The organism is Microvirga lenta, assembly GCF_020532555.1.
In the GTDB taxonomy this organism is placed as follows: domain Bacteria; phylum Pseudomonadota; class Alphaproteobacteria; order Rhizobiales; family Beijerinckiaceae; genus Microvirga; species Microvirga lenta.
This window is the reverse complement of sequence record NZ_JAJBBR010000002.1, coordinates 327,138-352,369: the sequence shown is the minus strand read 5'-3', so window position 1 is coordinate 352,369 and position 25,232 is coordinate 327,138. Positions and strand designations below refer to the sequence as shown.

The 25,232-nt window shown below is 66.9% G+C and carries 23 protein-coding genes; 16 read left to right on the top strand and 7 right to left on the bottom strand.

The window, feature by feature from the left end; all coding sequences use genetic code 11:
- Window positions 1–145 precede the first annotated feature (145 nt).
- From LGR44_RS04660 to LGR44_RS04635, 6 genes are all read left to right on the top strand, one after another.
- A complete protein-coding gene (locus tag LGR44_RS04660) occupies window positions 146–718 on the top strand; it encodes a F0F1 ATP synthase subunit delta (RefSeq protein WP_226737945.1) in 573 nt (190 codons plus the stop codon).
- A complete protein-coding gene (gene atpA, locus LGR44_RS04655; RefSeq protein WP_226737748.1) occupies window positions 718–2,247 on the top strand; it encodes a F0F1 ATP synthase subunit alpha in 1,530 nt (509 codons plus the stop codon). Before LGR44_RS04660 ends, atpA begins: the two co-directional genes overlap by 1 nt.
- A 37-nt stretch (window positions 2,248–2,284) precedes the next feature.
- Window positions 2,285–3,157: a F0F1 ATP synthase subunit gamma gene (locus LGR44_RS04650; protein ID WP_226737746.1), complete on the top strand. Its 873-nt coding sequence runs from the start codon at window positions 2,285–2,287 to the stop codon at window positions 3,155–3,157.
- A 22-nt stretch (window positions 3,158–3,179) separates the two neighbouring features.
- The gene (atpD, locus tag LGR44_RS04645) at window positions 3,180–4,634 is read left to right on the top strand and encodes a F0F1 ATP synthase subunit beta (RefSeq protein ID WP_226737744.1); all 1,455 of its coding nucleotides are present in this window, start codon (window positions 3,180–3,182) and stop codon (window positions 4,632–4,634) included.
- A 113-nt stretch (window positions 4,635–4,747) separates the two neighbouring features.
- Window positions 4,748–5,149 (top strand): F0F1 ATP synthase subunit epsilon, encoded by a 402-nt coding sequence (locus LGR44_RS04640; RefSeq protein ID WP_226737742.1) that lies wholly within the window; start codon window positions 4,748–4,750, stop codon window positions 5,147–5,149.
- Between the two features lie 38 nt (window positions 5,150–5,187).
- Window positions 5,188–5,709, top strand: a complete 522-nt coding sequence (locus tag LGR44_RS04635) for a 2'-5' RNA ligase family protein (RefSeq protein WP_226737741.1) — start codon at window positions 5,188–5,190, stop codon at window positions 5,707–5,709.
- 10 nt (window positions 5,710–5,719) lie between these two features.
- Here LGR44_RS04635 and putA read toward each other — a convergent pair whose 3' ends face one another.
- A complete protein-coding gene (putA, locus tag LGR44_RS04630; RefSeq protein ID WP_226737739.1) occupies window positions 5,720–8,818 on the bottom strand; it encodes a bifunctional proline dehydrogenase/L-glutamate gamma-semialdehyde dehydrogenase PutA in 3,099 nt (1,032 codons plus the stop codon).
- A gap of 111 nt (window positions 8,819–8,929) precedes the next feature.
- Here putA and LGR44_RS04625 point away from each other — a divergent pair, with 111 nt between their 5' ends.
- On the top strand, window positions 8,930–9,391 hold the full coding sequence (locus LGR44_RS04625; protein WP_226737737.1) for an Lrp/AsnC ligand binding domain-containing protein: 462 nt from the start codon (window positions 8,930–8,932) through the stop codon (window positions 9,389–9,391).
- 58 nt (window positions 9,392–9,449) lie between these two features.
- Here LGR44_RS04625 and LGR44_RS04620 read toward each other — a convergent pair whose 3' ends face one another.
- Window positions 9,450–10,457, bottom strand: coding sequence for a TerC family protein (locus LGR44_RS04620; protein ID WP_226737735.1), 1,008 nt, complete (start codon window positions 10,455–10,457; stop codon window positions 9,450–9,452).
- A gap of 292 nt (window positions 10,458–10,749) precedes the next feature.
- Between LGR44_RS04620 and LGR44_RS04615 the strand changes: the two genes are divergently transcribed.
- Genes LGR44_RS04615 through LGR44_RS04605 form a run of 3 tightly spaced genes read left to right on the top strand, consistent with a single transcriptional unit; the run spans window position 10,750 to window position 13,419 of the window.
- A complete protein-coding gene (locus LGR44_RS04615) occupies window positions 10,750–11,790 on the top strand; it encodes an ABC transporter substrate-binding protein (protein ID WP_226737733.1) in 1,041 nt (346 codons plus the stop codon).
- A gap of 58 nt (window positions 11,791–11,848) precedes the next feature.
- A complete protein-coding gene (locus LGR44_RS04610; protein ID WP_226737731.1) occupies window positions 11,849–12,640 on the top strand; it encodes an ABC transporter ATP-binding protein in 792 nt (263 codons plus the stop codon).
- An 8-nt stretch (window positions 12,641–12,648) separates the two neighbouring features.
- Window positions 12,649–13,419 (top strand): ABC transporter permease, encoded by a 771-nt coding sequence (locus tag LGR44_RS04605; protein ID WP_226737729.1) that lies wholly within the window; start codon window positions 12,649–12,651, stop codon window positions 13,417–13,419.
- Here the strand turns inward: LGR44_RS04605 and LGR44_RS04600 are convergent.
- The 3 genes from LGR44_RS04600 to LGR44_RS04590 all read right to left on the bottom strand — a co-directional run bounded on the left by LGR44_RS04600 (window position 13,409) and on the right by LGR44_RS04590 (window position 16,959).
- The gene (locus LGR44_RS04600; protein WP_226737727.1) at window positions 13,409–14,557 is read right to left on the bottom strand and encodes a CobW family GTP-binding protein; all 1,149 of its coding nucleotides are present in this window, start codon (window positions 14,555–14,557) and stop codon (window positions 13,409–13,411) included. The genes LGR44_RS04605 and LGR44_RS04600 overlap by 11 nt on opposite strands.
- Window positions 14,558–14,561: 4 nt before the next feature.
- Entirely contained in the window at window positions 14,562–15,470 is a 909-nt protein-coding gene (locus tag LGR44_RS04595) for a DMT family transporter (protein WP_226737725.1), read from the bottom strand.
- Window positions 15,471–15,600: 130 nt separating this feature from the next.
- Window positions 15,601–16,959 (bottom strand): D-alanyl-D-alanine carboxypeptidase family protein, encoded by a 1,359-nt coding sequence (locus LGR44_RS04590; protein WP_226737723.1) that lies wholly within the window; start codon window positions 16,957–16,959, stop codon window positions 15,601–15,603.
- Between the two features lie 194 nt (window positions 16,960–17,153).
- Here LGR44_RS04590 and LGR44_RS04585 point away from each other — a divergent pair, with 194 nt between their 5' ends.
- On the top strand, window positions 17,154–18,056 hold the full coding sequence (locus tag LGR44_RS04585) for an EamA family transporter (RefSeq protein WP_226737721.1): 903 nt from the start codon (window positions 17,154–17,156) through the stop codon (window positions 18,054–18,056).
- 64 nt (window positions 18,057–18,120) lie between these two features.
- Here LGR44_RS04585 and LGR44_RS04580 read toward each other — a convergent pair whose 3' ends face one another.
- Window positions 18,121–18,699 (bottom strand): LOG family protein, encoded by a 579-nt coding sequence (locus LGR44_RS04580; RefSeq protein WP_226737719.1) that lies wholly within the window; start codon window positions 18,697–18,699, stop codon window positions 18,121–18,123.
- 170 nt (window positions 18,700–18,869) lie between these two features.
- Here LGR44_RS04580 and LGR44_RS04575 point away from each other — a divergent pair, with 170 nt between their 5' ends.
- Entirely contained in the window at window positions 18,870–20,036 is a 1,167-nt protein-coding gene (locus tag LGR44_RS04575) for an acetyl-CoA acetyltransferase (RefSeq protein WP_226737717.1), read from the top strand.
- Window positions 20,037–20,052: 16 nt separating this feature from the next.
- Here LGR44_RS04575 and LGR44_RS04570 read toward each other — a convergent pair whose 3' ends face one another.
- Window positions 20,053–20,319: a BolA family protein gene (locus LGR44_RS04570; protein ID WP_226737715.1), complete on the bottom strand. Its 267-nt coding sequence runs from the start codon at window positions 20,317–20,319 to the stop codon at window positions 20,053–20,055.
- Window positions 20,320–20,408: 89 nt separating this feature from the next.
- Between LGR44_RS04570 and LGR44_RS04565 the strand changes: the two genes are divergently transcribed.
- The 4 genes from LGR44_RS04565 (at window position 20,409) to LGR44_RS04550 (ending at window position 25,198) form a co-directional block, all read left to right on the top strand.
- Entirely contained in the window at window positions 20,409–21,038 is a 630-nt protein-coding gene (locus tag LGR44_RS04565; protein WP_226737713.1) for a J domain-containing protein, read from the top strand.
- A gap of 129 nt (window positions 21,039–21,167) precedes the next feature.
- Complete coding sequence (cobS, locus tag LGR44_RS04560) at window positions 21,168–22,157, top strand: cobaltochelatase subunit CobS (RefSeq protein WP_226737711.1); 990 nt, start codon at window positions 21,168–21,170, stop codon at window positions 22,155–22,157.
- Between the two features lie 117 nt (window positions 22,158–22,274).
- Entirely contained in the window at window positions 22,275–24,167 is a 1,893-nt protein-coding gene (cobT, locus tag LGR44_RS04555) for a cobaltochelatase subunit CobT (RefSeq protein WP_226737709.1), read from the top strand.
- Complete coding sequence (locus LGR44_RS04550) at window positions 24,164–25,198, top strand: esterase-like activity of phytase family protein (protein WP_226737707.1); 1,035 nt, start codon at window positions 24,164–24,166, stop codon at window positions 25,196–25,198. The genes cobT and LGR44_RS04550 overlap by 4 nt, the downstream gene beginning before the upstream one ends.
- Window positions 25,199–25,232 lie beyond the last annotated feature (34 nt).

Here is a 25,232-nt window from a genome sequence, read left to right as displayed (position 1 = left end):
GCGGAAAACCCATGCTAGTGCACCCCCGCCTGACGGGCGGAGAGACGTCCCGCTTTGGCTCATTTCCACCGACCTGACGGGTTTCCCGACAGCCCCCAACGGACTGCCGGTTTGAGACCCTTAGGATTTGAGAGAGACGATTGACGTGGCGCAAAGCGGTTCGAATGAAGGACCTCTCCTGTCGGGCGTAGCCTTACGCTACGCCACGGCGCTCTTCGAGCTCGCTCGGGAATCGAATGCCGTCGATGCCGTTGCCGACGACCTCGGCCGCTTCAACGAGCTGATCCAGGGCAGCGAGGACTTGCAGCGCCTGATCCGCAACCCCATCTTCACGGCGGAAGAACAGTCGGGCGCCGTCGATGCCATTCTGAACCGGGCCGGCATTTCCGGCCTGGCCGGCAACTTCATCCGGCTGGTCGCCTCCAAGCGCCGCCTCTTCGCCCTTCCCGACATGATCCGCGCCTACCAGGATCGGGTCTCGGACGCGAAAGGCATCGTCCGGGCGCAGGTCATTCTCGCCGAGACGCCTTCCGACGGCGTGATGAACGAAATCAAGGCGGCGCTGCGCGACGTCGCCAAGGCTGACGTCTCCGTCGACGTCAGGATCGACCCGAGCCTCATCGGCGGCCTCATCGTGAAGATGGGCTCCCGCATGGTGGATGCCTCGGTGCGCACCAAACTCAATTCCATTCGTCTAGCGATGAAAGAGGTCCGCTGATGGACATTCGAGCCGCTGAGATCTCCGCGATCCTCAAAGAGCAGATCAAGAACTTCGGCACCGAGGCCGAGGTCACCGAAGTCGGTCAGGTCCTGTCCGTCGGCGACGGCATTGCCCGTTGCTACGGTCTCGACAACGTCCAGGCCGGCGAGATGGTCGAATTCGAGAGCGGCGTGCGTGGCATGGCCCTCAACCTCGAGACCGACAACGTCGGCGTCGTGATCTTCGGTTCCGACCGCGAGATCGCCGAAGGCCAGACCGTGAAGCGCACGGGCGCCATCGTGGACGTGCCGGTCGGCAAGGGCCTGCTCGGCCGTGTCGTCGACGCCCTCGGCAACCCGATCGACGGCAAGGGCCCGATCCAGTCGACCGAGCGCCGCCGCGTGGACGTGAAGGCCCCGGGCATCATTCCGCGCAAGTCGGTGCACGAGCCGATGGCGACCGGCCTCAAGGCCATCGACGCCCTCATCCCGGTCGGACGCGGCCAGCGCGAGCTGATCATCGGCGACCGCCAGACCGGCAAGACCGCCATCGCCCTCGACACGATCCTGAACCAGAAGCCGCTGAACCAGGGCAACGATGAGTCGCAGAAGCTGTACTGCGTCTACGTGGCCGTCGGTCAGAAGCGCTCCACGGTGGCCCAGTTCGTGAAGGCGCTCGAAGAGAACGGCGCGCTGGAATACTCCATCATCATCGCGGCCACCGCCTCGGACCCGGCCCCGATGCAGTTCCTGGCTCCCTTCTCGGGCTGCGCCATGGGCGAGTTCTTCCGCGACAACGGCATGCATGCCGTGATCGTGTACGACGACCTCTCCAAGCAGGCCGTCGCCTATCGCCAGATGTCGCTGCTTCTGCGCCGTCCGCCGGGCCGCGAGGCCTACCCGGGCGACGTGTTCTACCTGCACTCTCGCCTGCTGGAGCGCGCCGCGAAGCTCAACGACGACAACGGCGCCGGCTCGCTCACCGCCCTGCCGGTCATCGAGACCCAGGCCAACGACGTGTCGGCCTACATCCCGACCAACGTGATCTCGATCACCGACGGTCAGATCTTCCTTGAGACGGACCTGTTCTACCAGGGCATCCGCCCGGCGGTGAACGTCGGCCTCTCGGTGTCCCGCGTGGGCTCCGCGGCCCAGACGAAGGCGATGAAGAAGGTCGCCGGTAAGATCAAGGGCGAGCTGGCCCAGTACCGCGAGATGGCGGCCTTCGCCCAGTTCGGCTCCGACCTCGACGCCACGACCCAGCGCCTGCTGAACCGCGGCTCGCGCCTGACCGAGCTCCTGAAGCAGCCGCAGTTCTCGCCGCTGAAGATGGAAGAGCAGGTCGCGGTGATCTATGCCGGCGTGAACGGCTACCTCGATCAGCTTCCGGTCAACCGGGTGCGCGCCTTCGAGGACGGTCTCCTCAGCCTGCTGCGCGGCAAGCACGCCGACATCCTCGAGTCCATCCGTGCCTCGAAGGACCTGTCGAGCGACACGGAAGCGAAGCTCAAGGACGTCGTCCAGTCCTTCGCCAAGTCGTTCTCGTAAGATCCAGCCGGGATACCGGAGAGGGTAGGGCCGCTCGATGCCGAGCTTAAAAGACCTTCGTAACCGCATCGCCTCCGTCAAGGCGACGCAGAAGATCACCAAGGCCATGCAGATGGTGGCCGCCGCGAAGCTGCGCCGTGCGCAGACCGCGGCGGAAGCCGCGCGTCCTTACGCGCAGCGCATGGCCGAAGTGCTCGGCAACCTCGCGTCCGGCATCACCGTCGGGCCCGAGACGCCGCGTCTCCTGGCCGGCACCGGTTCCGACCGCGTTCACCTGCTGATCGTGTGCACCGCGGAGCGTGGGCTCTGCGGCGCCTTCAACTCCTCCATCTCCCGTCTCGCCCGCGAGCATGCCACCCGGCTCATGGCCGAGGGCAAGACGGTCAAGATCATCTGCGTCGGCAAGAAGGGCTACGACATCCTGCGTCGCCAGTTCTCCCAGCAGATCATCGAGTTCGTCGACCTGCGCTCCGTGCGCCAGATCGGCTTCGAACAGGCGGACATGATCGCCCAGAAGGTGCTCGGCCTGTTCGAGCAGGGCGAGTTCGACGTGGCGACCCTGTTCTACTCCCAGTTCCGCTCCGTCATCGCTCAGATCCCGACCGCGCAGCAGATCGTGCCGACGCAGATCGAAGCCACGGGCGCCGCCTCGGACGCCGTCTACGAGTACGAGCCCGAGGAAGGCGAGATCCTGGAGACGCTCCTGCCGCGGAACCTGACCGTGCAGATCTTCCGCGCGCTCCTGGAAAACGCCGCCTCCGAACAGGGCGCGCGCATGAGCGCCATGGACAATGCGACCCGCAACGCGGGCGAAATGATCAAGAAGCAGACGATGACCTACAACCGGTCCCGTCAGGCGATGATCACCAAGGAACTGATCGAAATCATCTCGGGCGCCGAGGCGCTCTGACGACATCCGAGAGGAGCCAATCATGGCCAACACCGCTACCACTGCCGGTAAAGCGACCGGTCACATTACGCAGGTCATCGGCGCCGTCGTCGACGTGCAGTTCGAAGGCCACCTGCCGGAGATCCTGAACGCTCTCGAGACGACGAACGGCGGCAGCCGTCTGGTGCTCGAAGTGGCTCAGCAGCTCGGCGAGAACACCGTCCGCTGCATCGCCATGGACACCTCCGAGGGCCTCGTCCGCGGCCAGGAGGTCACGGACACGGGCGCCCCGATCTCGGTTCCGGTCGGCACCGCCACCCTCGGCCGCATCATGAACGTCATCGGCGAGCCGGTGGACGAAGCCGGTCCGATCGAGGGCGAAAGCCTCCGCGCCATCCACCAGCCGGCCCCGTCCTACGCCGAGCAGTCCACCGAGGGCCAGATCCTCGTGACGGGCATCAAGGTCGTCGACCTGCTCGCTCCCTACGCGAAGGGCGGTAAGATCGGCCTCTTCGGCGGCGCGGGCGTCGGCAAGACCGTGCTCATCATGGAGCTCATCAACAACGTCGCGAAGGCCCACGGCGGCTACTCCGTGTTCGCCGGCGTCGGCGAGCGCACCCGCGAGGGCAACGACCTCTATCACGAGATGATCGAGTCGAAGGTGAACGTGGATCCCCGCGAGGCCGGTTCGGCCGCCGGGTCCAAGTGCGCCCTCGTCTATGGCCAGATGAACGAGCCTCCGGGCGCCCGCGCCCGCGTCGCGCTCACCGGACTGACCGTCGCCGAGAACTTCCGCGACCAGGGCCAGGACGTGCTGTTCTTCGTGGACAACATCTTCCGCTTCACCCAGGCGGGCTCCGAGGTGTCGGCGCTCCTCGGCCGTATTCCTTCGGCCGTGGGCTACCAGCCGACCCTGTCGACCGACATGGGCGCCCTGCAGGAGCGCATCACCACCACCACCAAGGGCTCGATCACCTCGGTGCAGGCCATCTACGTGCCCGCCGACGACCTGACCGACCCGGCTCCGGCCACCTCCTTCGCCCACCTCGACGCCACGACCGTGCTGTCGCGTTCGATCGCCGAGAAGGGCATCTACCCGGCCGTGGACCCGCTCGACTCCACCTCGCGCATGCTCGACCCCCGCGTCGTCGGCGAGGAGCACTACGAGGTGGCCCGCCGCGTCCAGTCGACCCTGCAGCGCTACAAGTCGCTCCAGGACATCATCGCGATCCTGGGCATGGACGAGCTCTCGGAAGAGGACAAGCTGACCGTGGCCCGCGCCCGCAAGATCGAGCGCTTCCTCAGCCAGCCGTTCCACGTGGCCGAGGTCTTCACCGGCTCCCCCGGCAAGCTCGTGTCCCTCGAGGACACCATCAAGGGCTTCAAGGGTCTGGTCGACGGCCAGTACGACCACCTTCCCGAGGCGGCCTTCTACATGGTCGGCACCATCGAGGAAGCGGTCGAGAAGGCCCAGCGCCTGGCCGCCGAAGCGGCATAAGCCTGCACAAGACATTCCCGGAGCGCCTCGCGCGCTCCGGGTTCTCCGACGACCGAACTCCCCAAGCAATCCCGTGCCGCGTCCCGCGGCGGACAGGATGACGAAGAGCTAAGATGGCGACCTTCAACTTCGAACTCGTCTCCCCTGAGCGTGTGCTGTTCTCAGGCCAGGTCGACGCGGTGATCCTGCCCGCCTCCGACGGCGAGATGACGGTCCTGGCCGGTCACGCCCCGATGATGACGACCCTCAAGACCGGCTTCCTCATCATCACCGACACGCCCGGCAACGGCCGGCGCGTCCTGGTGCGCGGCGGCTTCGCCGACGTGAACCCGAACGGCCTCACCGTCCTCGCCGAGCGCGCCCTGCCGGCCGAGGAGCTGACCCAGGAAATCCTGGACCGGGAGATCCTCCAGGCCGAGATGCAGTACGACGCCACCAACGATCCCGCCGCGAAGCACGCGGCCGAATCGGCGGTCGCCCAGCTGCGGGAGGCCAAGGCGGCCCTGAACTTCTGATCCTGAAACAACCCGGCCCAGCCGGGTTTTTCTTTGCCATGACGCCCGACGCGCCGCTCATTCTGACGCTCGCCATCGACGAGCCGTCCTTCGCCTTCTTCCAGGCGCAGCGGCAGCGCCATTTTCCGCCCGAGCGAAACCATATCCCGGCGCACCTGACGCTCTTCCACAAGCTTCCGGCCGACAAGGAAGGTGCGGTTCTGGCCGCCGTCGCGGAAGCGGCCGCAGCTCAGCCGCCATTCCCGCTCGAGGTCACGGGCCTCCGCTCCCTCGGCCGCGGCGTCGCCTACACCCTGGCGTCTCCGACGCTTGCGCAGCTCCGCCTCGGCCTCGCCAGGCAATGGGCCCTCTGGCTCACCCTTCAGGACCGCCAGAAGCACCAACCGCACATCACGGTCCAGAACAAGGTGGATCCCGAGCAGGCCCGCGCGCTGCTCACGCGCCTCCAGGCCGCGTTTACGCCCTTCACCATCGAGGCGGAAGGCCTCCACCTCTGGCGCTATCGGGGCGGCCCATGGGAGCACCTCCGGACCTGTCCCTTCACGCCCGCGAAGGCCTGAGGGGGGAGGGCTACTCCCCCATCGCGATCAGGTTGGCGTTGCCCCCCGCCGCCGCCGTGTTGATCGTCACGGTCTGCTCGGTGGCGAAGCGCAAAAGGTAGTGCGGCCCGCCCGCCTTCGGGCCCGTGCCCGACAGGCCGTGCCCGCCGAAAGGCTGCACGCCCACCACCGCGCCGATCATGTTGCGGTTCACGTAGACGTTGCCGACCGACAGGCGCTCGACCACCTGCTCGACGGTGGCATCGATGCGCGAATGGACGCCGAGCGTCAGTCCGTATCCCGAGGCGTCGATGGCATCGAGAACCTCGGCGAGGCGGCCCGCCTTGTAGCGGACCACATGCAGGACCGGACCGAACACCTCCTCCGCCAGGTCGTGCGGCTTGTTCAGCTCGAAGATGTGCGGCGCCACATAGGTGCCGGCAGCCGGCGCTTCGCCAGCATAATGCACCTTCGCGGCGCGCTTCATGGCGTTCACGTGGGCTTCCAGCTTCTCCTTCGCCTCCCGGTCGATGACCGGTCCGATATGGGTGGAGATCTCACGGGGATCGGCGAGCTTCAGCTCGCGGGCGCTGCCGGCGATCATCTCGATCATGCGGTCGGCCACGTCCTCCTGCACGCAAAGCAGGCGCAGGGCCGAGCAGCGCTGCCCGGCGGACCGGAAGGCCGACATCGTCACGTCGTCGGCCACCTGCTCGGGAAGAGCCGTGGCATCGACGATCATGGCGTTGATGCCGCCGGTCTCGGCGATCAGCGGCACGATGGCCGCGTCCTTGCCGGCGAGGGTCCGGTTGATGATCCGCGCCACCTCGGTCGAGCCGGTGAAGACCACGCCCGCGACATCCCTGTGCTCCACGAGGCGCGCGCCGACGCGGCCGTCGCCCGGCACCAGATGAAGCGCCGTTTTCGGAATTCCCGCCTCGTGCAGGATCCGCACGGCCAAATCGGCGATCAGGGGCGTCTGCTCGGCAGGCTTCGCCACCACCGCATTGCCCGCCATGAGGGCGGCCGTCACCTGCCCGAGGAAGATGGCCAGAGGGAAGTTCCAGGGCGAGATCGCCACGAACACTCCGCGCCCGCGCAGGCGCAGCACGTTGCTTTCTCCCGTGGGGCCGGGCATCGCCTCGCCGGGCCCGAAGAGTGAGCGGCCCTGAACCGCGTAATAGCGGCAGAAATCCACCGCCTCGCGCACCTCCGACAGAGCGTCGTCGAGGGTTTTGCCGGCCTCCGTCTGCAACAGATGGAGCAGGGCGCCGCGGCGGGCCTCCAGCAGATCGGCCGCGCGCATCAGGGCCTTCGCCCGAGCCGGCGCATCCGTGCGGCTCCAGGCGGGGAACCCGGCCCCTGCGGCAGCCATCGCCCTGTCGGCGGTCTCGGGCGAGGCCTCGACCACCTGCCCGACGATAGTCGTGCCGTCGATGGGGCTCACCACCGGGCGCGTCTCGCCGGAAGCGGCCCTGCCGTCGATCAGCGGCTCCGCCCTGTAGGTCTGCCGTGCCCCCTTGGCGATCTCGGCGAGCAGGGCATCGAGAGCGGCCTGGTGGCCGAATTCCACGCCCTTCGAGTTGGCGCGCTCCGGGCCATAGAGGTCGCGGGGCAGCGGCAGTTTCGGGTGCCGGGCATGATCGGCGGATACGATGATGTCGGCCGGGCGCTTGAGGAGCGATTCGACCGGCACGGACGGGTCCGCCGCCACCGACACGAAGGACGAATTCGCCCCGTTCTCCAGCAGGCGCCGCACCAGATAGGCCAGGAGATCCCGGTGGCCGCCGACCGGCGCATAGGCCCGGCAGGCGAGGCCCGGCTCGTCTTCGAGCAGGCGCCCATAGAGCGCCTCGCCCATGCCGTGCAGGCGCTGGAACTCGTAGCCGTCGCGACCGCCGGCCCGCTCGATGATCGAGGCCACGGTCAGGGCGTTGTGGGTGGCGAATTGCGGATAGATGCGCGGGCGAAGCGCCAGCAGCTTCTCGGCGCACGCCATGTAGTTGAGATCCGTCATCGCCTTGCGGGTGAAGACCGGATAATCGTCGAGCCCCCGCTCCTGGGCGCGCTTCACCTCGGTGTCCCAATAGGCGCCCTTCACGAGGCGCACCATCATCTGCCGGTCATAGCGCTCGGCCATGGCCGCGATGGCGTCGATCACGGCGCCGGCGCGCTTCTGATAGCCCTGGATCGCCAGGCCGAAGCCGCTCCAGCCGGCCAGCGACGGATCGGCCAGGACGGCCTCGATGACCTCCAGAGACAATTCGAGACGATCCGCCTCCTCGGCGTCGATGGTGAAGTTGAGGTCGTAGGACTTCGCCTTTTGCGCCAGCTCGACCACGAGGGGCACGAGCTCGCGCATGACCCGCTCGCGGCTCGTGGCCTCATAGCGCGGGTGGAGCGCGGACAGCTTGACCGAGATCCCCGGACGGTTCGGCAGCGGCTCGTTGCCCGCGGAGCGGCCGATGGCGTCGATGGCGGAGGCATAGGAGTCGTAGTAGCGCCGCGCGTCCTCCGCCGTGCGGGCGCCTTCGCCCAGCATGTCGAAGGAATAGCGATAGATCCGGCCCTTGGCAGACCCGGCCCGCTTCAGGGCCTCCTCGATGGTCTGGCCGAGCACGAAGTGGTTGCCCATCACCCGCATGGCTTGGCGTGTCGCCGTGCGCACGGCGGGGAGGCCAAGCCGCTTGGTGAGCTGGCGCAAAATCCCTTCCGGCGTCTCGCCCGGCTGGATCACCCGTGCGGTGATGCCGAGCGCCCACGCGGAGGCCGAGACGAGGAAGGCGTCGGACTTCGCCTCGTGACCGGCGAAATTGCCCTGTCCCAGCTTGTCCTCGATCAACCGGTCGGCGGTGGCGGCGTCGGGCACCCGCAGCAGCGCCTCGGCCAGCACCATCAGCGCAAGCCCCTCCTTGGTGGAGAGCGCGTATTCCCGCAGCATCTCCTCGACGCCGCCCAGGCCCCCGCCCTTGGCGCGGATCGCCTCGATCAGGCGCGTGGCGCGGTGGTCGATCCGCTTCTCCCGCTCCGCCGACAGGCGCGAGCCGGCGAGGAGGCGGGCGGCGATGGCCTCGTCGGCCTCCGCATAAGGTGGGTTGAAGGGCACGGGGTCGGCGGGCTTCAGGCTCATGACGTTCTCCGGAACTCCGGAGAATATAGGAGGCAGGCAACCGTGATTCGATAGCAATAATCGCCGCCTTGCCTTAGATTGCGCGGCAGAACAGCTGAAGATCCGTGAAAATTGTCAGAGATCGACCGAATAGATCGAAAGATCCTGAAGCTCCTCCAGAGCGACGGCCGGATCGCCGCCGTGGATCTGGCCGAAAAGGTGGGCCTGTCTCCGACCTCGACCAGCGAGCGGATGAAGCGTCTGCAGCGGGAGGGATACATCGCCGGGTTCGGGGCGCGGCTCGATCCGCACCGCCTGGGGCTGGAGCTTCTGGTCTTCGTCGAGGTCTCTCTCGACAAGACCACGCCGGACGTGTTCGAGAAATTCGCCGAGGCCGTGCGGCGCGCCCCCGAGGTTCTGGAGTGCCACATGGTGGCCGGGGGGTTCGACTACCTGGTCAAGACCCGCGTCGCCGACATGGCGGCCTACCGCCGCTTCCTCGGCGAGACCCTCCTGGCGCTTCCGGGCGTCAAGGAGACCCGCACCTACGCGGTGATGGAGGAGGTCAAGAGCGACGGGGATCTGCCGGTCTGACCGGCAACGAAAAAGGCGGCTTTCGCCGCCTTTTCCTTGGTCGCATCGTTGGGGCGCTTTAGCCCGTGATGGCCGCCTGTTCGTTCTTCGTCTTCCAGAGGGAGAAGACGACGCCGCCGGCGATCAGGGCGAGCGTGACGCTCAGGGAGATCGTCGGGTCCAGCTTGCCCACGAGCTGGTTCCAGAAGATCTTGCCGCCGATGAAGACGAGCACGAGCGCCAGCGCGTATTTCAGGTAGTGGAACCGGTGCACCATCGCGGCCAGGGCGAAGTAGAGGGCGCGCAGGCCGAGGATCGCCATGATGTTCGCCGTGTAGACCACGAAGGTGTCCGTGGTGATGGCGAAGATCGCCGGAACCGAATCGACCGCGAAGATCAGGTCGGCGATGTTGATCACCACGAGGGCGAGGAAGAGCGGCGTCGCCCAGGTGACGAGCCTGCCGGTCTTCGGATCGGGCTCCCGCACGAAGAAGTGCTGCTCGTGGAGCCGGTCGGTCACCCGCATGTGCTTGCGCAGGAAGCGCACGACGGGGTTCTTCTCGATGTCGGGATCGCTCTCGGGCACGATCAGCATCTTGATGCCCGTGATGATCAGGAACGCGCCGAACACATAGAGAAGCCACGCGTATTCCTGCACCAGCGCCGCGCCGAGCGCGATCATGATGCCGCGAAGCACGATGACGCCGATGATGCCCCAGACCAGGGCACGGTACTGGTATTTCCTCGGAATCGCGAAATAGCTGAAGATCAGCGAGATCACGAAGACGTTGTCGATCGAGAGCGACTTCTCGATGAAGAAGCCGGTGAAGTAGGCGATGCCGGCATGGCTTCCATCCTGGGTGACCAGGAGGCCCGCCTCGAACGCCCACCAGATGTAGGCGCCGAAGAGCACGGCGATGCCGATATAGAAGGCAGAAAGCAGGAGGCTCTGCTTCACGCCGAGCTCTTTATCCTTCCTGTTGAGGATGCCGAGATCGAAGGCGAGCAGAAAGACGACAAGGCTCAGGAAGGCCGTCCACATCCAGACGGGCTTTCCCAGCCATTCCATGAGCAGGAATTCTGGCATAACCGGACCTATGATTGCTGTTTCACGAGCATCGGCTCCGACATCACGGGCGCATGTCGCGTCCCGTCAGAGGGGCCCGGTCACCGATAAGGTGCAGGTAGGGACGACCGTTTTGGGCGTCAAGACCCCAACTTGAGCAGCCGATGTCGTTTTCTTGTTCAGCGGATGCCTTGACGTGCGGTGCAATTCTGCTTGCATGAGCGGGACTTATGAACCCGGACGGCGCGGACCCTCGGCGGTCCTCAGGGCCTCCGATCTCCCGACGACGACGGCAAGAACAGAGGTAGCGGTAATGGTTTTCGATGGTTCGGCAGGAGCCGGATGGTGGATCAGGGGCGTGGTGGCAGGCGCGGCCATGCTTCTCGGCTCGGTCGCAGCCCAGGCGCAGACGCCGGTGCGGTTCACGTTGGATTGGCGCTGGGAGGGGCCGGCGGCTCCCTTCGCGGTCGCGCTCGAAAAGGGGTACTTCAAGGAAGAGGGCCTCGACGTGACCATCGACCCGGCGGCCGGCTCCCGTGAGCCGATCTCCCGGGTGGCCTCGGGCACCTACGATGCCGGCTTCGGCGACATCAATTCCCTGGTGCGGTTCCGGGACGAGAACCCGGATTCCGGCATCAAGGCCGTGATGATGATGTACGACCGGCCGCCCTTCGCAATCATCGGACGCAAGAGCCGCGGCATCACGAAGGACATTTCGAGCCTTCAGGGCCGGACCTTCGGCGCGCCTGCGGCAGACGGCGCCTATGCCCAGTGGCCGATCTTCAAGTCGGTCAACAACATCGACGATTCCAGCATGAAGTTCGAGAATGTGGGCTTCCCGGTGCGCGAGCCGATGCTGGCTCAGGGCGAGGTCGACGCGGTCTTCGGGTTCGCCATGTCGTCCTACATCAACCTGAAGTCCCGCGGCGTGCCGGCGGACGACATCGTCGTCCTGCCCATGAGCGAGTACGGGGTCGATCTCTACGGCAACGCGGTCATCGTCTCCGAGAAGTTCGCCAAGGAGAAGCCCGAGGCGGTCAAGGGCCTGCTGCGCGCGATCATGAAGGGGGTCCAGGATACGATCAAGGACCCGGCCGCCGCGGTCGAGGCCGTCCTCAAGCGCAACGACGTCGCCAAGAAGGACGTGGAGCTGGAGCGCCTCAAGATGGTGCTGGATCAGAACATGATCACGCCCTGGGTGAAGGAGAACGGCTTCGGCGGGATCGACAAGGAGCGGTTCGCCAAGTCCCTCGATCAGATCGGGCTGACCTTCAACTACAAGCAAAAGCCGAAGGCGGAGGACATCTTCACCGACGAGTTCCTTCCTCCCGCCGATCAGAGGAAAGTGAACTGAGCCCGGGCCGGGTCGCGCGAACGATCCGGCCCTTTCTTTCTCCGGCTGACAGATCCTCATGAAGACCTTCGTCGACATTCACGACGTGACCCACGTCTATGCGCGGGCCGAGGACGGCGTTCCGGCCGTCGAGAACCTCAACATCCGGATCCAGGAAGGGGAGTTCGCCGCCATCGTCGGTCCGTCGGGCTGCGGCAAGTCCACCCTCATGAAGCTCGCCACGGGCCTTCAGTTTCCCAGGAAGGGAACCGTGATCGTGGACGGCAAGCAGGTCGGCGCTCCCGTGAAGCTCGCCGGCATGGCCTTCCAGAACCCCACCATGCTGCCCTGGCGCACCACCCTCGACAACATCCTCCTGCCGCTCGAGATCGTGCAGCCGCACCGCTCGCGGCTGCGCAAACACAAGGCGGAGTATGTCGCCAAGGCCGAGGCCCTGCTGGCCCAGGTGGGATTGAAGGGCCAGGGGCACAAATATCCCTGGCAGCTCTCGGGCGGCATGCAGCAGCGCGCCTCCCTGTGCCGCGCGCTGATCCACGAGCCCAAGCTCCTCATGCTCGACGAGCCCTTCGGGGCGCTCGATACCTTCACCCGCGAGGAATTGTGGTGCGTGATCCGCGATCTGCACGCGGCGCAGGGGGTGACGGTCATCCTCGTGACCCACGATCTGCGCGAGGCGGCCTTCCTTGCCGACCGGATCTTCTGCATGAGCGCCCGGCCCGGCCGCATCGTCGCCGAGCGCGAGGTGGAATTTCCCCGGCCCCGCGATCTCGAGATCACCTACACGCCCGAATTTTCGGCCCTCGTTCACGAGCTGCGCGGCCGCATCGCGCAGGCGCGGATGGCGGCCTGAGGTTGCCCATGTCGACCAAACGTCAGCTCGCCCTTGCCCCCTGGATCTTCACCGTCGGCTTCTTCGCCCTGTGGGAGATCGTCTGCCGCGTCCTCGACGTCTCGAGCTTCATCCTGCCGGCGCCCTCGACGATCCTGGAGGCGATCTGGGACTACCGGAACCAGCTCGCCTATCACGCCATGCACACGCTGTGGATGACGATCGCCGGCTTCGGCCTCGCCGTCGTCTTCGGCCTCCTGCTCGGCATGGCGCTCGGCGCCTCGCGGCTCATCAACGCCGGAACCTATCCGCTCCTCGTGGGCTTCAACTCCATCCCCAAGGTCGCGGTGGTGCCCATCCTCGTCTTCTGGTTCGGCGTCGGCTGGGTGCCCCCGGTCATGACGGCCTTCCTGATCTCGTTCTTCCCCATCGTGGTCAACGTGGCGACGGGCATCTCGACGGTGGAGCCCGAGATGGAGGACGTGCTGCGGGCGCTCGGCGCCTCCAAGCGCGACATCATCATGAAGGTGGGCCTGCCCCGGGCGATGCCGTATTTCTTCGGCTCGCTGAAGGTGGCGATCACGCTCGCCTATGTCGGCTCCGTCATCGGCGAGCAGAACGCCTCGAATGTGGGCATCGGCAATCTTCTCACCCGGGCTTCGGCCGCCTTCGAGGTTCCCCTCGTCTGGGCCGCCCTGGTGGTCCTCGCGGTGCTCGGCGTCATCATGTACGTGATCACCGCGCTCATCGAGCAGTCGATGACCGGCTGGGCGCAGCGCTCGCAGATGGCTAACGCCTGAGCGACAGCGGGTTGTCGGACAGGGCCGCGGCGTCGGGCTGGTCGATGCCGGGATTGCCGAGGAAGGCGTTCCAGAGCTTGTCGACCACCTCCCGTTCGAGATCGTCCACGATGAAGACCAGGCGGCTGCGCCGGTCCTCGCTCGGCCAGCGCGGCAGCACCGCCGGCACATGGATCACGTGCTGAACCCCGTGGATCACCACCGGATGCTCCGGGTCCTCGGCGAGGGCCACGAGACCCTTCACCCGCAGGAGCTTGGCTCCCTGAGACGAGCGCAGGAGGTCCAGGAACATGTCGAGGGTGCCCTGGCGGATCGGCCGGTCGCTGGTGAGGCAGAAGGCGCGGATGCGCTCGTCGTGCCGGTTCACGTCGTGGTGGTGATGATGGTGGTCGTGGTGACCATGGCCGTGGTGGTGGTGCCCGTGCTGATGGGCATGGCTTTCCCGCTCGGCCTCCTCGACCGCCTCGGCCTTCAGCCATTCCCGCACGTCGGCGATCCTGCCTTCGAAATCGAAGAGCCCGCCCGCGACGATCGCCTCGGCGGGCGCATCGGCTTCGAGGATCGTGGCGCCCGGATTGAGCTGGCGCACCCGCTCGCGCAGGCGGGCGAGTCCGTCCCGGTCCTCGACGAGGTCCGTCTTCGTCAGGACGATCCGCTCCGCGACCGCCGCCTGTTTCAGGGCCTCCCGATGGGCATCGAGGGTCGCGGCTCCGTTCACGGCGTCGATCACCGTCACCACGCCCTCGACCGCGTAGCGCATGGACAGGTAGGGATGGTAGAGCACCGCATGGAGGATCGGAGCCGGATCGGCGAGGCCGGTGGTCTCGATGATCACGCGCCGGAAGGGTGCGATCCTGCCGTTGTCGCGCTTGCGCAGCAGGTCCTCCAGGGTGGCGATCAGGTCGCCCCGGACGGTGCAGCAGAGGCAGCCCGCCGACAGCAGCACCATGCCCTCGTCCACCGTTTCGACGAGGAGATGGTCGAGCCCGATCTCTCCGAACTCGTTGATGATGACCACCGTGTCCTGGAGGGCCGGATCCTGAAGGAGCCGGTTCAGGAGGGTGGTTTTGCCCGCGCCCAGGAAGCCCGTCAGGATCGTCAGCGGAAGGGGAGCGGGAGGGGTGCGTGGGTCGGTCATGGGGTCAATCCGCGATGGCAACGATGGGCGCGCCCCTGTGGCGGCGCTGCTCCAGCAGGACATTGGCGATGATGGCGGACAGCACCAGGGTGCCGCCCGCCATCTGGAGGACGTCCAGGGTCTCGCCCAGGATGACCGCCGAGGACACGGCCGCCACGACCGGCTCGGTGCAATAGATGATGCCGGCGGCCACCGCCGTGATGCGCCCGAGCGCCAGGAACTGCAGCATGAAGCCGATCAGATAGCCGCCGATGGTCATGCCGACCGCGTAGGGCGCCACCGTCAGGGTGGAGGGCGGGTCGAGCTGGCCGGCCGCGAGGGCGATGAGGGCTGCCGTGGGCAGGACCAGGACGTGGATCCAGAACACCTTCGCCACGACGCCGGTGCGGCGGCAGCGGGCGGCGGCGAAGAACTGGGTGGCCGTGGCGAGACTGGCCGCGAAGGCGAGGGCGAGGCCGCGCCAGTCCAGGTCGCCGAAGGCGGGGCCGACCACCATGACGACGCCGATCGTCGCCACGGCCACCACCGCCAGCAGGGCCGGCGTGAGCTTGGTGCCCTCGACGAAGGGGCTCGCCAGAACGATGAAGATCGGAAAGGTGTAGAACACCACCGCGGCCACCGTGACCGGGATGTAGGCTACCGAGGAAAGATAGCAGACGCCCACGAGGGCCGTGGAAACCCCGAGGAGGGCCAGGGTGCCCCGCTCCTCCCGGGCCGTGGCCAGGGAACGCCGCAGGACGACGGCGGCGATCCCGACGAGCAGCAGCATCAGGAACACGCGGTAGACCACGATGGCCGATCCGCTCGCGCCCGCGAACGAGGCCATCCGGGCATAGACGATGTTGAGGCCGTAGAAGGTCGCCGAGCCGAGGGCGAAAAGCATACCGTGGGCGGGAGAGGCTGGATGGGTCATCGCGGCAACCGGGTTGGGGCCGCACCGTTCGCGCGGTTTGCAGCCGATTGCAAGGGCCCTCCGCCCAAGAAGAAACCGGGCGATCCCTTTCTATGGGAGTTCGCCCGGTTCCGCGTGTCGGTTCTGAGGATCAGTTCTTGGACGATTTGGACTTCGTCGAAGCATCCGCCTTCTGGGGTGCCTTGGCTCCCGCCTTGGTGGCGCTCTTGCCCTCGCCGGTCACCGGCTTCAGGCTGACGCTGGCCCGCGGCTCGTCCTTGCCCTTGGCCTGCGCCTTTTCCTCGCCGGCGTCGTCGCTTTCCGCGGCAGGCTTGGCGGCGGCCTTGGTGGACTTCTTGGCCGGGGCAGCCTTCTTCTTGGTCTTGGCCTTCTGAGCCTCCTCGGCGGCCTTCTCCTTGGCCGCTTCGGCAGCGAGCTCGCTCTCCGAGGGAGGCGTCAGGCCGACCCAAACCCGCTCCGGCTGGACGGCGGAACGCGGGCCGAGGGTCGTGCGCATGGGCTTCGTCGTTCCCGCATAGGCCATCACGTCCGACGAGAAGAGGTTCGGCGTGTTCGTGTTCTCCTCCGCCACGGTCGTCGGGCTGTCCTCTTCCTTCGGCAGGGGGCCGCGCCGGTCGCAGATGACGGGGCGCAGGTCCGGCGGCGTCTGGAGGGACGAGGCGGGCAGGGCCGTCAGCGTCGGATTGGTGAAGTTGACCGAGCTGTTGAAGCCGCGGTCGAACAGGTCGGCGGCCTTCATGGTGCGCTCGTTGGCGGAGGGCGCGCCGAACACCACCGTGATCAGGTGGCGGCCGTTGCGGGTGGCGGTGGCGACCACATTGAAGCCGGAGGAGCAGATGAAGCCGGTCTTCATGCCGTCCGCGCCGGGATAGCGGCCGATGAGGCCGTTGGTGTTGCGCATGATCCGGCGGCCGAACTGGATGGCGCCGATATGGAACAGGTCCTGGTGATCCGGGAATTCGAGCAGGAGCGCGCGGGCGAGGATCGCCATGTCGCGCGCCGTGGTCTGGTTGCGCTCGTCGGGCAGCCCGTGAGGATTGGCGAAATGGCTGCTGCTCATGCCGAGGCGCTGCGCCGTCGCGTTCATCAGCTCGGAGAAGCCGTCGATGGAGCCGCCGAGGTTTTCGGCGATGGTCGCGGCGACATCGTTCGCCGACTTGACCATGATGATCTTGAGCGCATTGTCGAGGCGGATCTGGGTGCCCGGCTTGAAGCCCATCTTGGACGGCGGCTGCGACGCCGCGCTTTCCGAGACCGTCAGAAGCTTGTCCATGCTGGCCTGGCCGCTGCGGATCTGATCGAGCGCCACATAGGTGGTCATCAGCTTGGTGACCGAGGCCGGATACCAGGGATCGGTCGCCCGCTCCGCGTGGAGGACGCGGCCGGACTCAACTTCCACGACGAGAGCCGGAGTACTGGCCCAGGCTGCCCCGCTCACGAGAGCGGCGAAGGCCAGGACGGTCATACGGATGGCTCGGCTTGCGTTCATACGGAACGGCTCCATGAAGTCGATTGTGGCAGAGGGGAGTCCGACGGACCCGCTTGCGCCAGCTAGGCTATTTTTAGTCCTGCGCCCCAGTTATGACCAGGGTCAGAACGGCTTATTGTTCATGAATATCCACCCTTTCTAAGGGATTCCATGGCAAGAGAGTGGCAAGAGCCGCGCGCTTTGAAGATCAATCCATGAATTTATCCCTTCTTTGGATTCCCGTGACCTTGGCCGCTGCCGCGGCCCAGACGGGCCGCAACGCGACGCAGCGCCGCCTGACGGAGCGGATCGGGACCGTGGGCGCGACCCAGGTGCGGTTTCTCTATGGGTTTCCTTTCGCGCTCCTGGCGCTCGCCGGAGCGAGGTTCGCGACGGGCGAATCCGTGCCCGCGCCGGACGCGACCTTCCTGCTCTACGTTCTCGGCGGGGCCGCCACGCAGATCCTGGCAACGGCGTTGATGCTGTCCGCTATGCGCGAGCGCGCCTTCTCGGTGGTGACGGCCTACACGAAGACCGAGCCCGTCCAGGTCGCCCTGTTCGGCCTCGTGCTGCTCGGCGATCCGTTGACGCCCACCATGGCCCTGGCGATCCTCATCGCCACGTCCGGCGTTCTCCTGATGTCGGTGAAGCCGGGCACGGGCCTGGCCTCGGCAGGCCTGCGGCCCGTCATCGCCGGCATCGCGGCGGGAGCCTTCTTCGCCCTTGCCGCCATCGGCTTCCGCGGTGCGATCCTGTCCCTTCCGGAGGGGTCCTTCCTGATGCGGGCGACGACGACCCTGGTCTGGGGGCTCGGGCTGCAGACGGCCATGCTGCTGCTCTGGCTCGGCCTGTTCGACCGCAAGGCGCTTCTTGCGAGCTTCGAGGCCTGGCGCCCGTCCCTCGGCGCGGGCTTCCTGGGGGCGCTTGCCTCCCAGTTCTGGTTCATCGGCTTTGCCCTGACCACGGCCGCCAATGTGCGTACCTTGGCTCTCGTCGAGGTGCTGATGGCGCAGGCCGTGTCCCACCGCTTCATGGCCCAGACCACCACCCGCCGGGAGCTGGCCGGAATGGGGCTCATCCTCGGCGGCGTCGCCATGCTCCTGCTGTCGCAGCGCTGACGTTAAGCGGCTCCGTTCGGGGACCTTCGGAAGGCCCCAGCGGATCGGACCGGCACGATGCCGGTCATCGCTCGCCCGCCTTGATCCATTTGTCGACCGCCGGCGGTCGATAGGACCGGATGGCTTCGATCAGGGCGTCCGGCTCCCGCTCGACGATCAGCATGGCGCGGTGGATCGGCTTGACGAAGCCCCTGTCCACCACGTCGTCGAGGAAGCCTGCCAGCTTGTCGTAGAAGCCGCTCACGTTGAGAAGGGAGCAGGGCTTGCGGTGATAGCCGAGCTGAGCCCAGGTCCAGACCTCGAACAGCTCCTCGAAGGTGCCGAGCCCGCCGGGCAGGGCGACGAAACCGTCGGAGAGTTCCGCCATCAGCGCCTTGCGCTCGTGCATGGAGCCGACGATCCTGAGATCCTTCAGGCCCTTATGGGCGATCTCCTTGTCGACGAGAGCCTGGGGCATCACGCCGATCACGTTCCCGCCCCCGGCCAGGACCGCATCCGCCACCGCCCCCATCAGACCGACCGATGCGCCGCCATAGACCAGGTCGATCTTCTGCTCCGCGAAGGCCGCGCCCAGGGCCTTCGCCGCATCGAGATAGGACGAATCATGGCCCGCGCTGGAGCCGCAGAACACGCAAAGACGCATGGGAGACCTCATTTGAAGGCGCCCTTTGGACCATGAAGGGCCAAGCTCGGGCAAGCCGTTCCGGAGGGCTTCCGGCGAACTTTTCACAGGGCCCGGAAGCCCTCCCTTGCTGCCTTTCCCAAACGGCCCCATCTTCCCTTTCAGATAAAGAGATTCGCGAGGAAACCTCCATGACCGCCTGCATCGTCGGTTGGGCCCACACCCCCTTCGGCAAGCTCGACAACGAGAGCGTCGAGAGCCTTATCGTCCGCGTCGCCAACGAGGCGCTGGACCATGCGGGCCTGGGAGCCGAGGATGTGGACGAGGTGGTCCTCGGCCATTTCAACGGCGGCTTCTCGGCTCAGGACTTCACGGCCTCCCTGGTGTTCCAGGCGAGCGACAGGTTCCGCTTCAAGCCGGCGACGCGGGTCGAGAATGCCTGCGCCACGGGCTCCGCGGCGGTGCATCAGGCCATCAAGACCATCGAGGCCCGGCGCGCCCGCACCGTGCTCGTGGTCGGCGTGGAGCAGATGACGCGCACCCCGGGGCCGGAGATCGGCAACATCCTGCTCAAGGCCTCCTACCTGCCCGAGGACGGAGAGACCAAGGGCGGCTTCGCCGGCGTCTTCGGCCAGATCGCCGGACGCTACTTCCAGCGTTACGGCGACCAGTCCGACGCGCTCGCCATGATCGCCGCGAAGAACCACAAGAACGGCGTCGACAACCCCTATGCGCAGATGCGCAAGGATCTCGGCTTCGACTTCTGCCGGGCCGAGAGCGACAAGAACCCCTTCGTGGCGGGCCCGCTCAAGCGCACGGACTGCTCCCTCGTCTCGGACGGCGCGGCGGCGCTCGTTCTGGCCGACACGGAGACGGCCCTGCGCATGCCCCGGGCGGTCGCCTTCCGGGCCACGGCCCATGCGCAGGACTTCCTGCCCATGTCGAAGCGCGACATCATCCAGTTCGAGGGCTGTGCCGAAGCCTGGCGCCGGGCGCTCGACCAGGCCGGAATCCAGCTCACGGACCTCTCCTTCGTGGAGACCCACGACTGCTTCACCATCGCCGAACTGATCGAATACGAGGCGATGGGGCTGACGGCTCCCGGACAGGGCGCAGTCGCGGTCAAGGAGGGCTGGACGAACCGGGACGGCAAGCTGCCGGTGAACCCTTCCGGCGGCCTCAAGGCCAAGGGTCATCCGATCGGCGCGACCGGCGTCTCCATGCATGCGCTCTCGGCCATGCAGCTCTGCGAGGAGGCCGGCGGGATCCAGGTGAGGAACCCGGTTCTCGGCGGCATCTTCAACATGGGCGGCGCGGCGGTGGCGAACTACGTCAGCGTGCTCGAGCGGATCAAGTAATCCCGCATCCGTCGCCCTATTCCCCCGGCGCTCTCGCCTGGATGGCGAGGGCGTGCAGGCCCCTGTCGAACGCCCCGCTCAGCACCTCGTTGACGAGGCGGTGGCGCTCGACCCGGCTCTTGCCGATGAAGGCCTCCGACACGATATGAATACGGAAGTGAGTTTCGCCCCCCTCGCGCCACCCGGCGTGTCCGTGATGCTGCTCTGACTCGTCCGTGACGGTCAGCTCCGCGGGATGAAGGCGGTTCTGCAATTCCTGCGTGATCCAAGCGGCAAGGGTCATGTTTTGTAGTAAACCTTTTTGAACGGGTCTGCGGCGAAAAGCGCTGAGGCCTTGGCTAGGGGCCTCAGGCCACTCATAATCGCTGTATCATGGATCTCAATTCGCCTCTTTTCGACCGCATCCGCATCAAGCCGTCCTGCGACGAGCCGCGCGAGACCAAGGGACCCGTCTGCGAACATCCGGCCTGCAAGGCGGAGGGGCAGTATCGGGCCCCGAAGGGGCGCGACCACGAGGGGCAGTACTGGCGTTTCTGCCTTCAGCACGTGCGCGAGTACAACGCATCCTACAACTACTTCGCCGGCATGTCCGACACCGCCGTGGCGGCCTACCAGAAGGACGCCATCATTGGCCATCGGCCGACCTGGGCCATGGGCGTGAACGCGTCCGGCAAGAGCGAGGGCGCGGAAGCCAAGGGCGAGGCCCGGGAATGGGCCTATTTCGATCCGCTGGGGATCCTGCGGGGCGAGGACTTCCGCCAGGGGCGCCAGCGCCGGGCGCCGGCCGAGCCCAAGAAGCCCCGCTACACGGGCGCCGTGCGCCGCGCGCTCGACGTGCTCGGCCTCGACGAGACCGCCGAGGGACCGGCCATCAAGGCCCAGTACAAGGCGCTCGTGAAGCAGTTCCATCCGGATGCCAATGGCGGCGACCGCTCCTTCGAGGAGCGTCTGCGCGACATCATCAAGGCGCACGACGTCCTCAAGTCCGCGGGCCTGTGCTGAGAAAGCGCCGAATCCCGTATTACGCAACCCTGTTGAGCACTTGAGAAATTGCGCCATCGCGCCACGGGCGATATGAAGTCCTTGGCAAAGTTAGAAACGAAACGTTCCAAATCCGACCGAGAGGCCCCAATGACGGCAGCAACCGAGACAGTGACCCAAACTCCGGACATGAAAGTGTCCGTGCGACAGGTCTTCGGAATCGACTCGGATCTGGAGGTTCCCGCCTTTTCCCAAGCCGAGGAGCATGTGCCGGATCTCGATCCGGACTACCTCTTCGACCGGGAGACGACGCTCGCCATTCTCGCCGGCTTCGCCCGCAACCGCCGCGTGATGATCACCGGCTATCACGGCACCGGCAAGTCGACCCATATCGAGCAGGTGGCCGCGCGGCTGAACTGGCCGTGCGTGCGCGTCAACCTGGACAGCCACGTGTCGCGTATCGACCTCGTCGGCAAGGACGCCATCGTGCTCAAGGAGGGCAAGCAGGTCACCGCCTTCCAGGACGGCATCCTGCCCTGGGCCCTGCAGAACAACGTGGCGCTCGTGTTCGACGAATACGACGCGGGCCGTCCCGACGTGATGTTCGTGATCCAGCGCATCCTGGAGCAGTCGGGCAAGCTCACGCTCCTCGACCAGAAGCGGGTCATCCGGCCCCATCCGGCCTTCCGGCTCTTCTCGACGGCCAACACGGTGGGCCTGGGCGACACGTCCGGCCTCTATCACGGCACGCAGCAGATCAACCAGGGCCAGATGGACCGCTGGTCCATCGTGACGACCCTGAACTACCTGCCGCACGACAAGGAGGTGGACATCGTCCTCTCCAAGGCCAAGCACTACCAGGACAGCCCGGAGGGCCGCGACATCGTCAACAAGATGGTGCGCGTGGCCGATCTCACCCGCAGCGCCTTCATGAACGGCGACCTCTCGACCGTCATGAGCCCGCGCACGGTGATCACCTGGGCCGAGAACGCCGAGATCTTCGGCGATACGGGATTCGCGTTCCGGGTGACCTTCCTTAACAAGTGCGACGAGCTCGAACGGCCCCTCGTGGCCGAGTTCTATCAGCGCTCCTTCGGCAAGGACCTGCCGGAAAGCGCCGTGAACGTGGCGCTGTCGTAAAGTGTCATCCCGGACGCGCCCGCGGGGCGCGACCCGGGATCGTATGGGAGCTTCGCTGGTTTAGGCGATCCCGGCTCGTCGCTACGCTCCGGCCGGGATGACGGGTAAAGGAATGAGATGTCCATCTCGAACCGCAAGCCAGGTGAGAAGAAGGAAGCGCCGGCGGAGCCGCTGAAGCGCTCCATCGCCGGCGCCATGAAGGCGATTGCCCGCAAGCCGGATCTCGAGGTGACCTTCGCGTCCGACCGTCCGGCTCTCATGGGCGACAAGGCCCGCCTGCCGGAACCGCCGCGGCGGCTGACCACCCAGGACGTGGCGGTCCTGCGCGGCAATGCGGATGCCATGGCCCTGCGCCTCGCCTGCCACGATGCGGTCCTTCACCGCCGGCTCGCCCCGGAGGGCCAGGCCGCCCGTGCGGTCTTCGACGCGGTCGAGCAGGCCCGGGTCGAGTCCATCGGCTCGCGCCGCATGAAGGGCGTCGCCTCCAACATCACGGCGATGCTCGAGGACCGCTACCATCGCGGCGGAAAGTACGAGGACATCACCGACCGCGCCGATGCCCCGCTGGAGGATGCGGTCGCGCTCATGGTGCGCGAGCGCCTGACCGGCGAAAGGCCCCCGCCGGCGGCGGCGAAGATCGTCGAGCTCTGGCGCGATTTCGTCGAGGATCGCGCCGGCCGCGACCTGGACGGGCTGCTCAAGAACATCGAAAGCCAGCGCGATTTCGCCCGCTCCATCCGCGAGCTCCTCTCCTCCCTGGACATGGCCGACGATTCGGCCCTCAACCCGGAGGACGACGAGAGCGAGGAGGAGAACGAGTCCGATCAGGACCAGCAGCAGGGCGAGGGTGAATCGGAGCAGGAAGCCCAGGGCGACCGCGCCGAGGTCGAGGTGAGCGAGGACGCCACCGACGAAATGGAGGACGGCGCCACCGAGGATTCGGACGGCCCCACCGGGGAGATGCCGGAGGAGGCCGAGGAGGCCGATTCCGAGAATGCCGCCGAAGCCTGGCGGCCCCCGTCCCGCCACAACGAAGCCCGCGGACCGGATTACAAACCCTTCACCACCCGGTTCGACGAGGTCATCCATGCGGAGGATCTCTGCGATTCCGACGAGCTGACGCGCCTGCGCGCCTATCTCGACAAGCAGCTCGCCCATCTCCAGGGCGTGGTCGGCCGGCTGGCGAACCGCCTGCAGCGCCGCCTCATGGCCCAGCAGAACCGCGCCTGGGAGTTCGATCTGGAGGAGGGGTCCCTCGATCCGGCACGTCTGCCGCGCGTGGTCATGGACCCGTTCCAGCCCTTGAGCTTCAAGCAGGAGCAGGACACCAACTTCCGCGACACGGTGGTGACGCTGCTTCTCGACAATTCCGGCTCCATGCGCGGCCGTCCGATCACGGTGGCGGCCACCTGCGCCGACATCCTGGCCCGGACGCTGGAGCGCTGCGGCGTCAAGGTGGAGATCCTCGGCTTCACCACCCGGGCCTGGAAGGGCGGTCAGGCGCGCGAGTCCTGGCTGCAGGGCGGCAAGCCCGCCAATCCCGGCCGCCTCAACGACCTGCGCCACATCATCTACAAGTCGGCCGACGCGCCCTGGCGGCGCGCGCGCAAGAACCTCGGCCTGATGATGCGCGAGGGTCTGCTCAAGGAGAACATCGACGGCGAGGCGCTCGACTGGGCGCACAAGCGCCTGCTCGGCCGGCCCGAGCAGCGGCGCATCCTGATGGTGATCTCCGACGGCGCGCCGGTCGACGATTCGACCCTCTCGGTCAATCCGGGCAACTACCTCGAGCGGCACCTGCGCTTCATCATCGAGGAAATCGAGACCCGTTCTCCGGTGGAGCTCATCGCCATCGGCATCGGACACGACGTGACGCGCTATTACCGCCGCGCCGTGACCATCGTCGATGCGGAGGAGCTCGGCGGCGTCATGACCGAGAAGCTCGCGGAGCTCTTCGAGGAGAACCCGCCGCAGGCGACGCGCGCTCCCCGGCGCAGAGCCTTCGCTTGAGGCTGAGCCGGCGCTCGCTCCTGATCGGCGGCGGCGCCCTCACCGCGACCACGATCGCCGCCGGCTTCGGCGCCGCGCTGGTGCCGCGGCCGGCGCCGCTCACAGAGGCCACCGCGATTACGGTCACGGCGACGCCGATCGACCGTCTTTCCGTCTCCAGCCTTGACCGGTCCCGCTTCGGCGCTCTGGAATTCCGGTCGGGCCTGGATCTCCAATCCCCCAATCCCGCCTTCGGCGGGTTCTCGGCTCTCTGGCGCTCGCCCGACGGGCGCCGCCTCGTGGCCGTGGCCGACCATGCCCATTGGCTGCGGGCACAGGTCGAAACCTCGGAAGGGCGGCTCTCCGGCCTGTCCGACGCCGTGCTCGCCCCCCTGCGGCTCGAAGGAGGCAAGCCCCTGGCGGAGTCGCGCTTCTACGACACGGAAAGCCTCGCCGTTTCCGGCAGGACGGCCCTCATTGGCGTGGAGCGCTCCCACGACGTCATCCGCTTCGACTGGGATGGAAAGGGCGGCCTGGAGCGGGGGCGGCCCGTTCCCGTGCCCGAGGAGCTCAAGGACCTTCCCGGAAACCGGGGGCTCGAGGCCATCGGCATCGCCCCGCCGCGCTCGCCCCTTTCCGGCGCCATCGTGGCCGTTGCGGAGCGGGCGGCGAGGGGGGACGAGGCCCCCACGAGGGGCTTCATCCTCACGGGACCTCGGCAGGGGGCGTTCGAGGTGGTTCGCTCCAACGGCTACGAGATCGCCGATCTCGCCTTCCTGCCCGATGGCGACATGCTGCTCCTCGACCGGCGCTTTTCCCTCCTCGGGGCCTTCTCCATCCGGCTGCGCCGGGTCGCCCGGGACGCGATCAGGCCTGGAGCCCTGGTGGACGGTCCCGTCATCTTCGAGAGCGACGCCTCGCTGCAGATCGACAACATGGAAGGTCTCTCGGTGCACCGCGAGGGCGGAGAGACGATCCTGACCCTGATCTCCGACGACAATTTCAGCCCGTTTCAGCGGACGATCCTGCTCGAATTCGCTCTCGTGGGCTGAGGGACGGAGGACGCCGGGCCCACAAAGAAAGAGG

Coding starts and splice junctions, on each gene's coding strand:
- LGR44_RS04580 (WP_226737719.1), bottom strand. CDS start 18,699: ATGCGTCTTTGCGTGTTCTGCGGCTCCAGCGCGGGCCATGATTCGTCC.
- cobS (WP_226737711.1), top strand. CDS start 21,168: ATGACGGCAGCAACCGAGACAGTGACCCAAACTCCGGACATGAAAGTG.
- LGR44_RS04595 (WP_226737725.1), bottom strand. CDS start 15,470: ATGACCCATCCAGCCTCTCCCGCCCACGGTATGCTTTTCGCCCTCGGC.
- LGR44_RS04600 (WP_226737727.1), bottom strand. CDS start 14,557: ATGACCGACCCACGCACCCCTCCCGCTCCCCTTCCGCTGACGATCCTG.
- LGR44_RS04590 (WP_226737723.1), bottom strand. CDS start 16,959: ATGAACGCAAGCCGAGCCATCCGTATGACCGTCCTGGCCTTCGCCGCT.
- putA (WP_226737739.1), bottom strand. CDS start 8,818: ATGAGCCTGAAGCCCGCCGACCCCGTGCCCTTCAACCCACCTTATGCG.
- LGR44_RS04585 (WP_226737721.1), top strand. CDS start 17,154: ATGAATTTATCCCTTCTTTGGATTCCCGTGACCTTGGCCGCTGCCGCG.
- LGR44_RS04615 (WP_226737733.1), top strand. CDS start 10,750: ATGGTTTTCGATGGTTCGGCAGGAGCCGGATGGTGGATCAGGGGCGTG.
- atpA (WP_226737748.1), top strand. CDS start 718: ATGGACATTCGAGCCGCTGAGATCTCCGCGATCCTCAAAGAGCAGATC.
- LGR44_RS04650 (WP_226737746.1), top strand. CDS start 2,285: ATGCCGAGCTTAAAAGACCTTCGTAACCGCATCGCCTCCGTCAAGGCG.
- atpD (WP_226737744.1), top strand. CDS start 3,180: ATGGCCAACACCGCTACCACTGCCGGTAAAGCGACCGGTCACATTACG.
- LGR44_RS04575 (WP_226737717.1), top strand. CDS start 18,870: ATGACCGCCTGCATCGTCGGTTGGGCCCACACCCCCTTCGGCAAGCTC.
- LGR44_RS04635 (WP_226737741.1), top strand. CDS start 5,188: ATGACGCCCGACGCGCCGCTCATTCTGACGCTCGCCATCGACGAGCCG.
- LGR44_RS04610 (WP_226737731.1), top strand. CDS start 11,849: ATGAAGACCTTCGTCGACATTCACGACGTGACCCACGTCTATGCGCGG.
- cobT (WP_226737709.1), top strand. CDS start 22,275: ATGTCCATCTCGAACCGCAAGCCAGGTGAGAAGAAGGAAGCGCCGGCG.
- LGR44_RS04565 (WP_226737713.1), top strand. CDS start 20,409: ATGGATCTCAATTCGCCTCTTTTCGACCGCATCCGCATCAAGCCGTCC.
- LGR44_RS04620 (WP_226737735.1), bottom strand. CDS start 10,457: ATGCCAGAATTCCTGCTCATGGAATGGCTGGGAAAGCCCGTCTGGATG.
- LGR44_RS04605 (WP_226737729.1), top strand. CDS start 12,649: ATGTCGACCAAACGTCAGCTCGCCCTTGCCCCCTGGATCTTCACCGTC.
- LGR44_RS04570 (WP_226737715.1), bottom strand. CDS start 20,319: ATGACCCTTGCCGCTTGGATCACGCAGGAATTGCAGAACCGCCTTCAT.
- LGR44_RS04640 (WP_226737742.1), top strand. CDS start 4,748: ATGGCGACCTTCAACTTCGAACTCGTCTCCCCTGAGCGTGTGCTGTTC.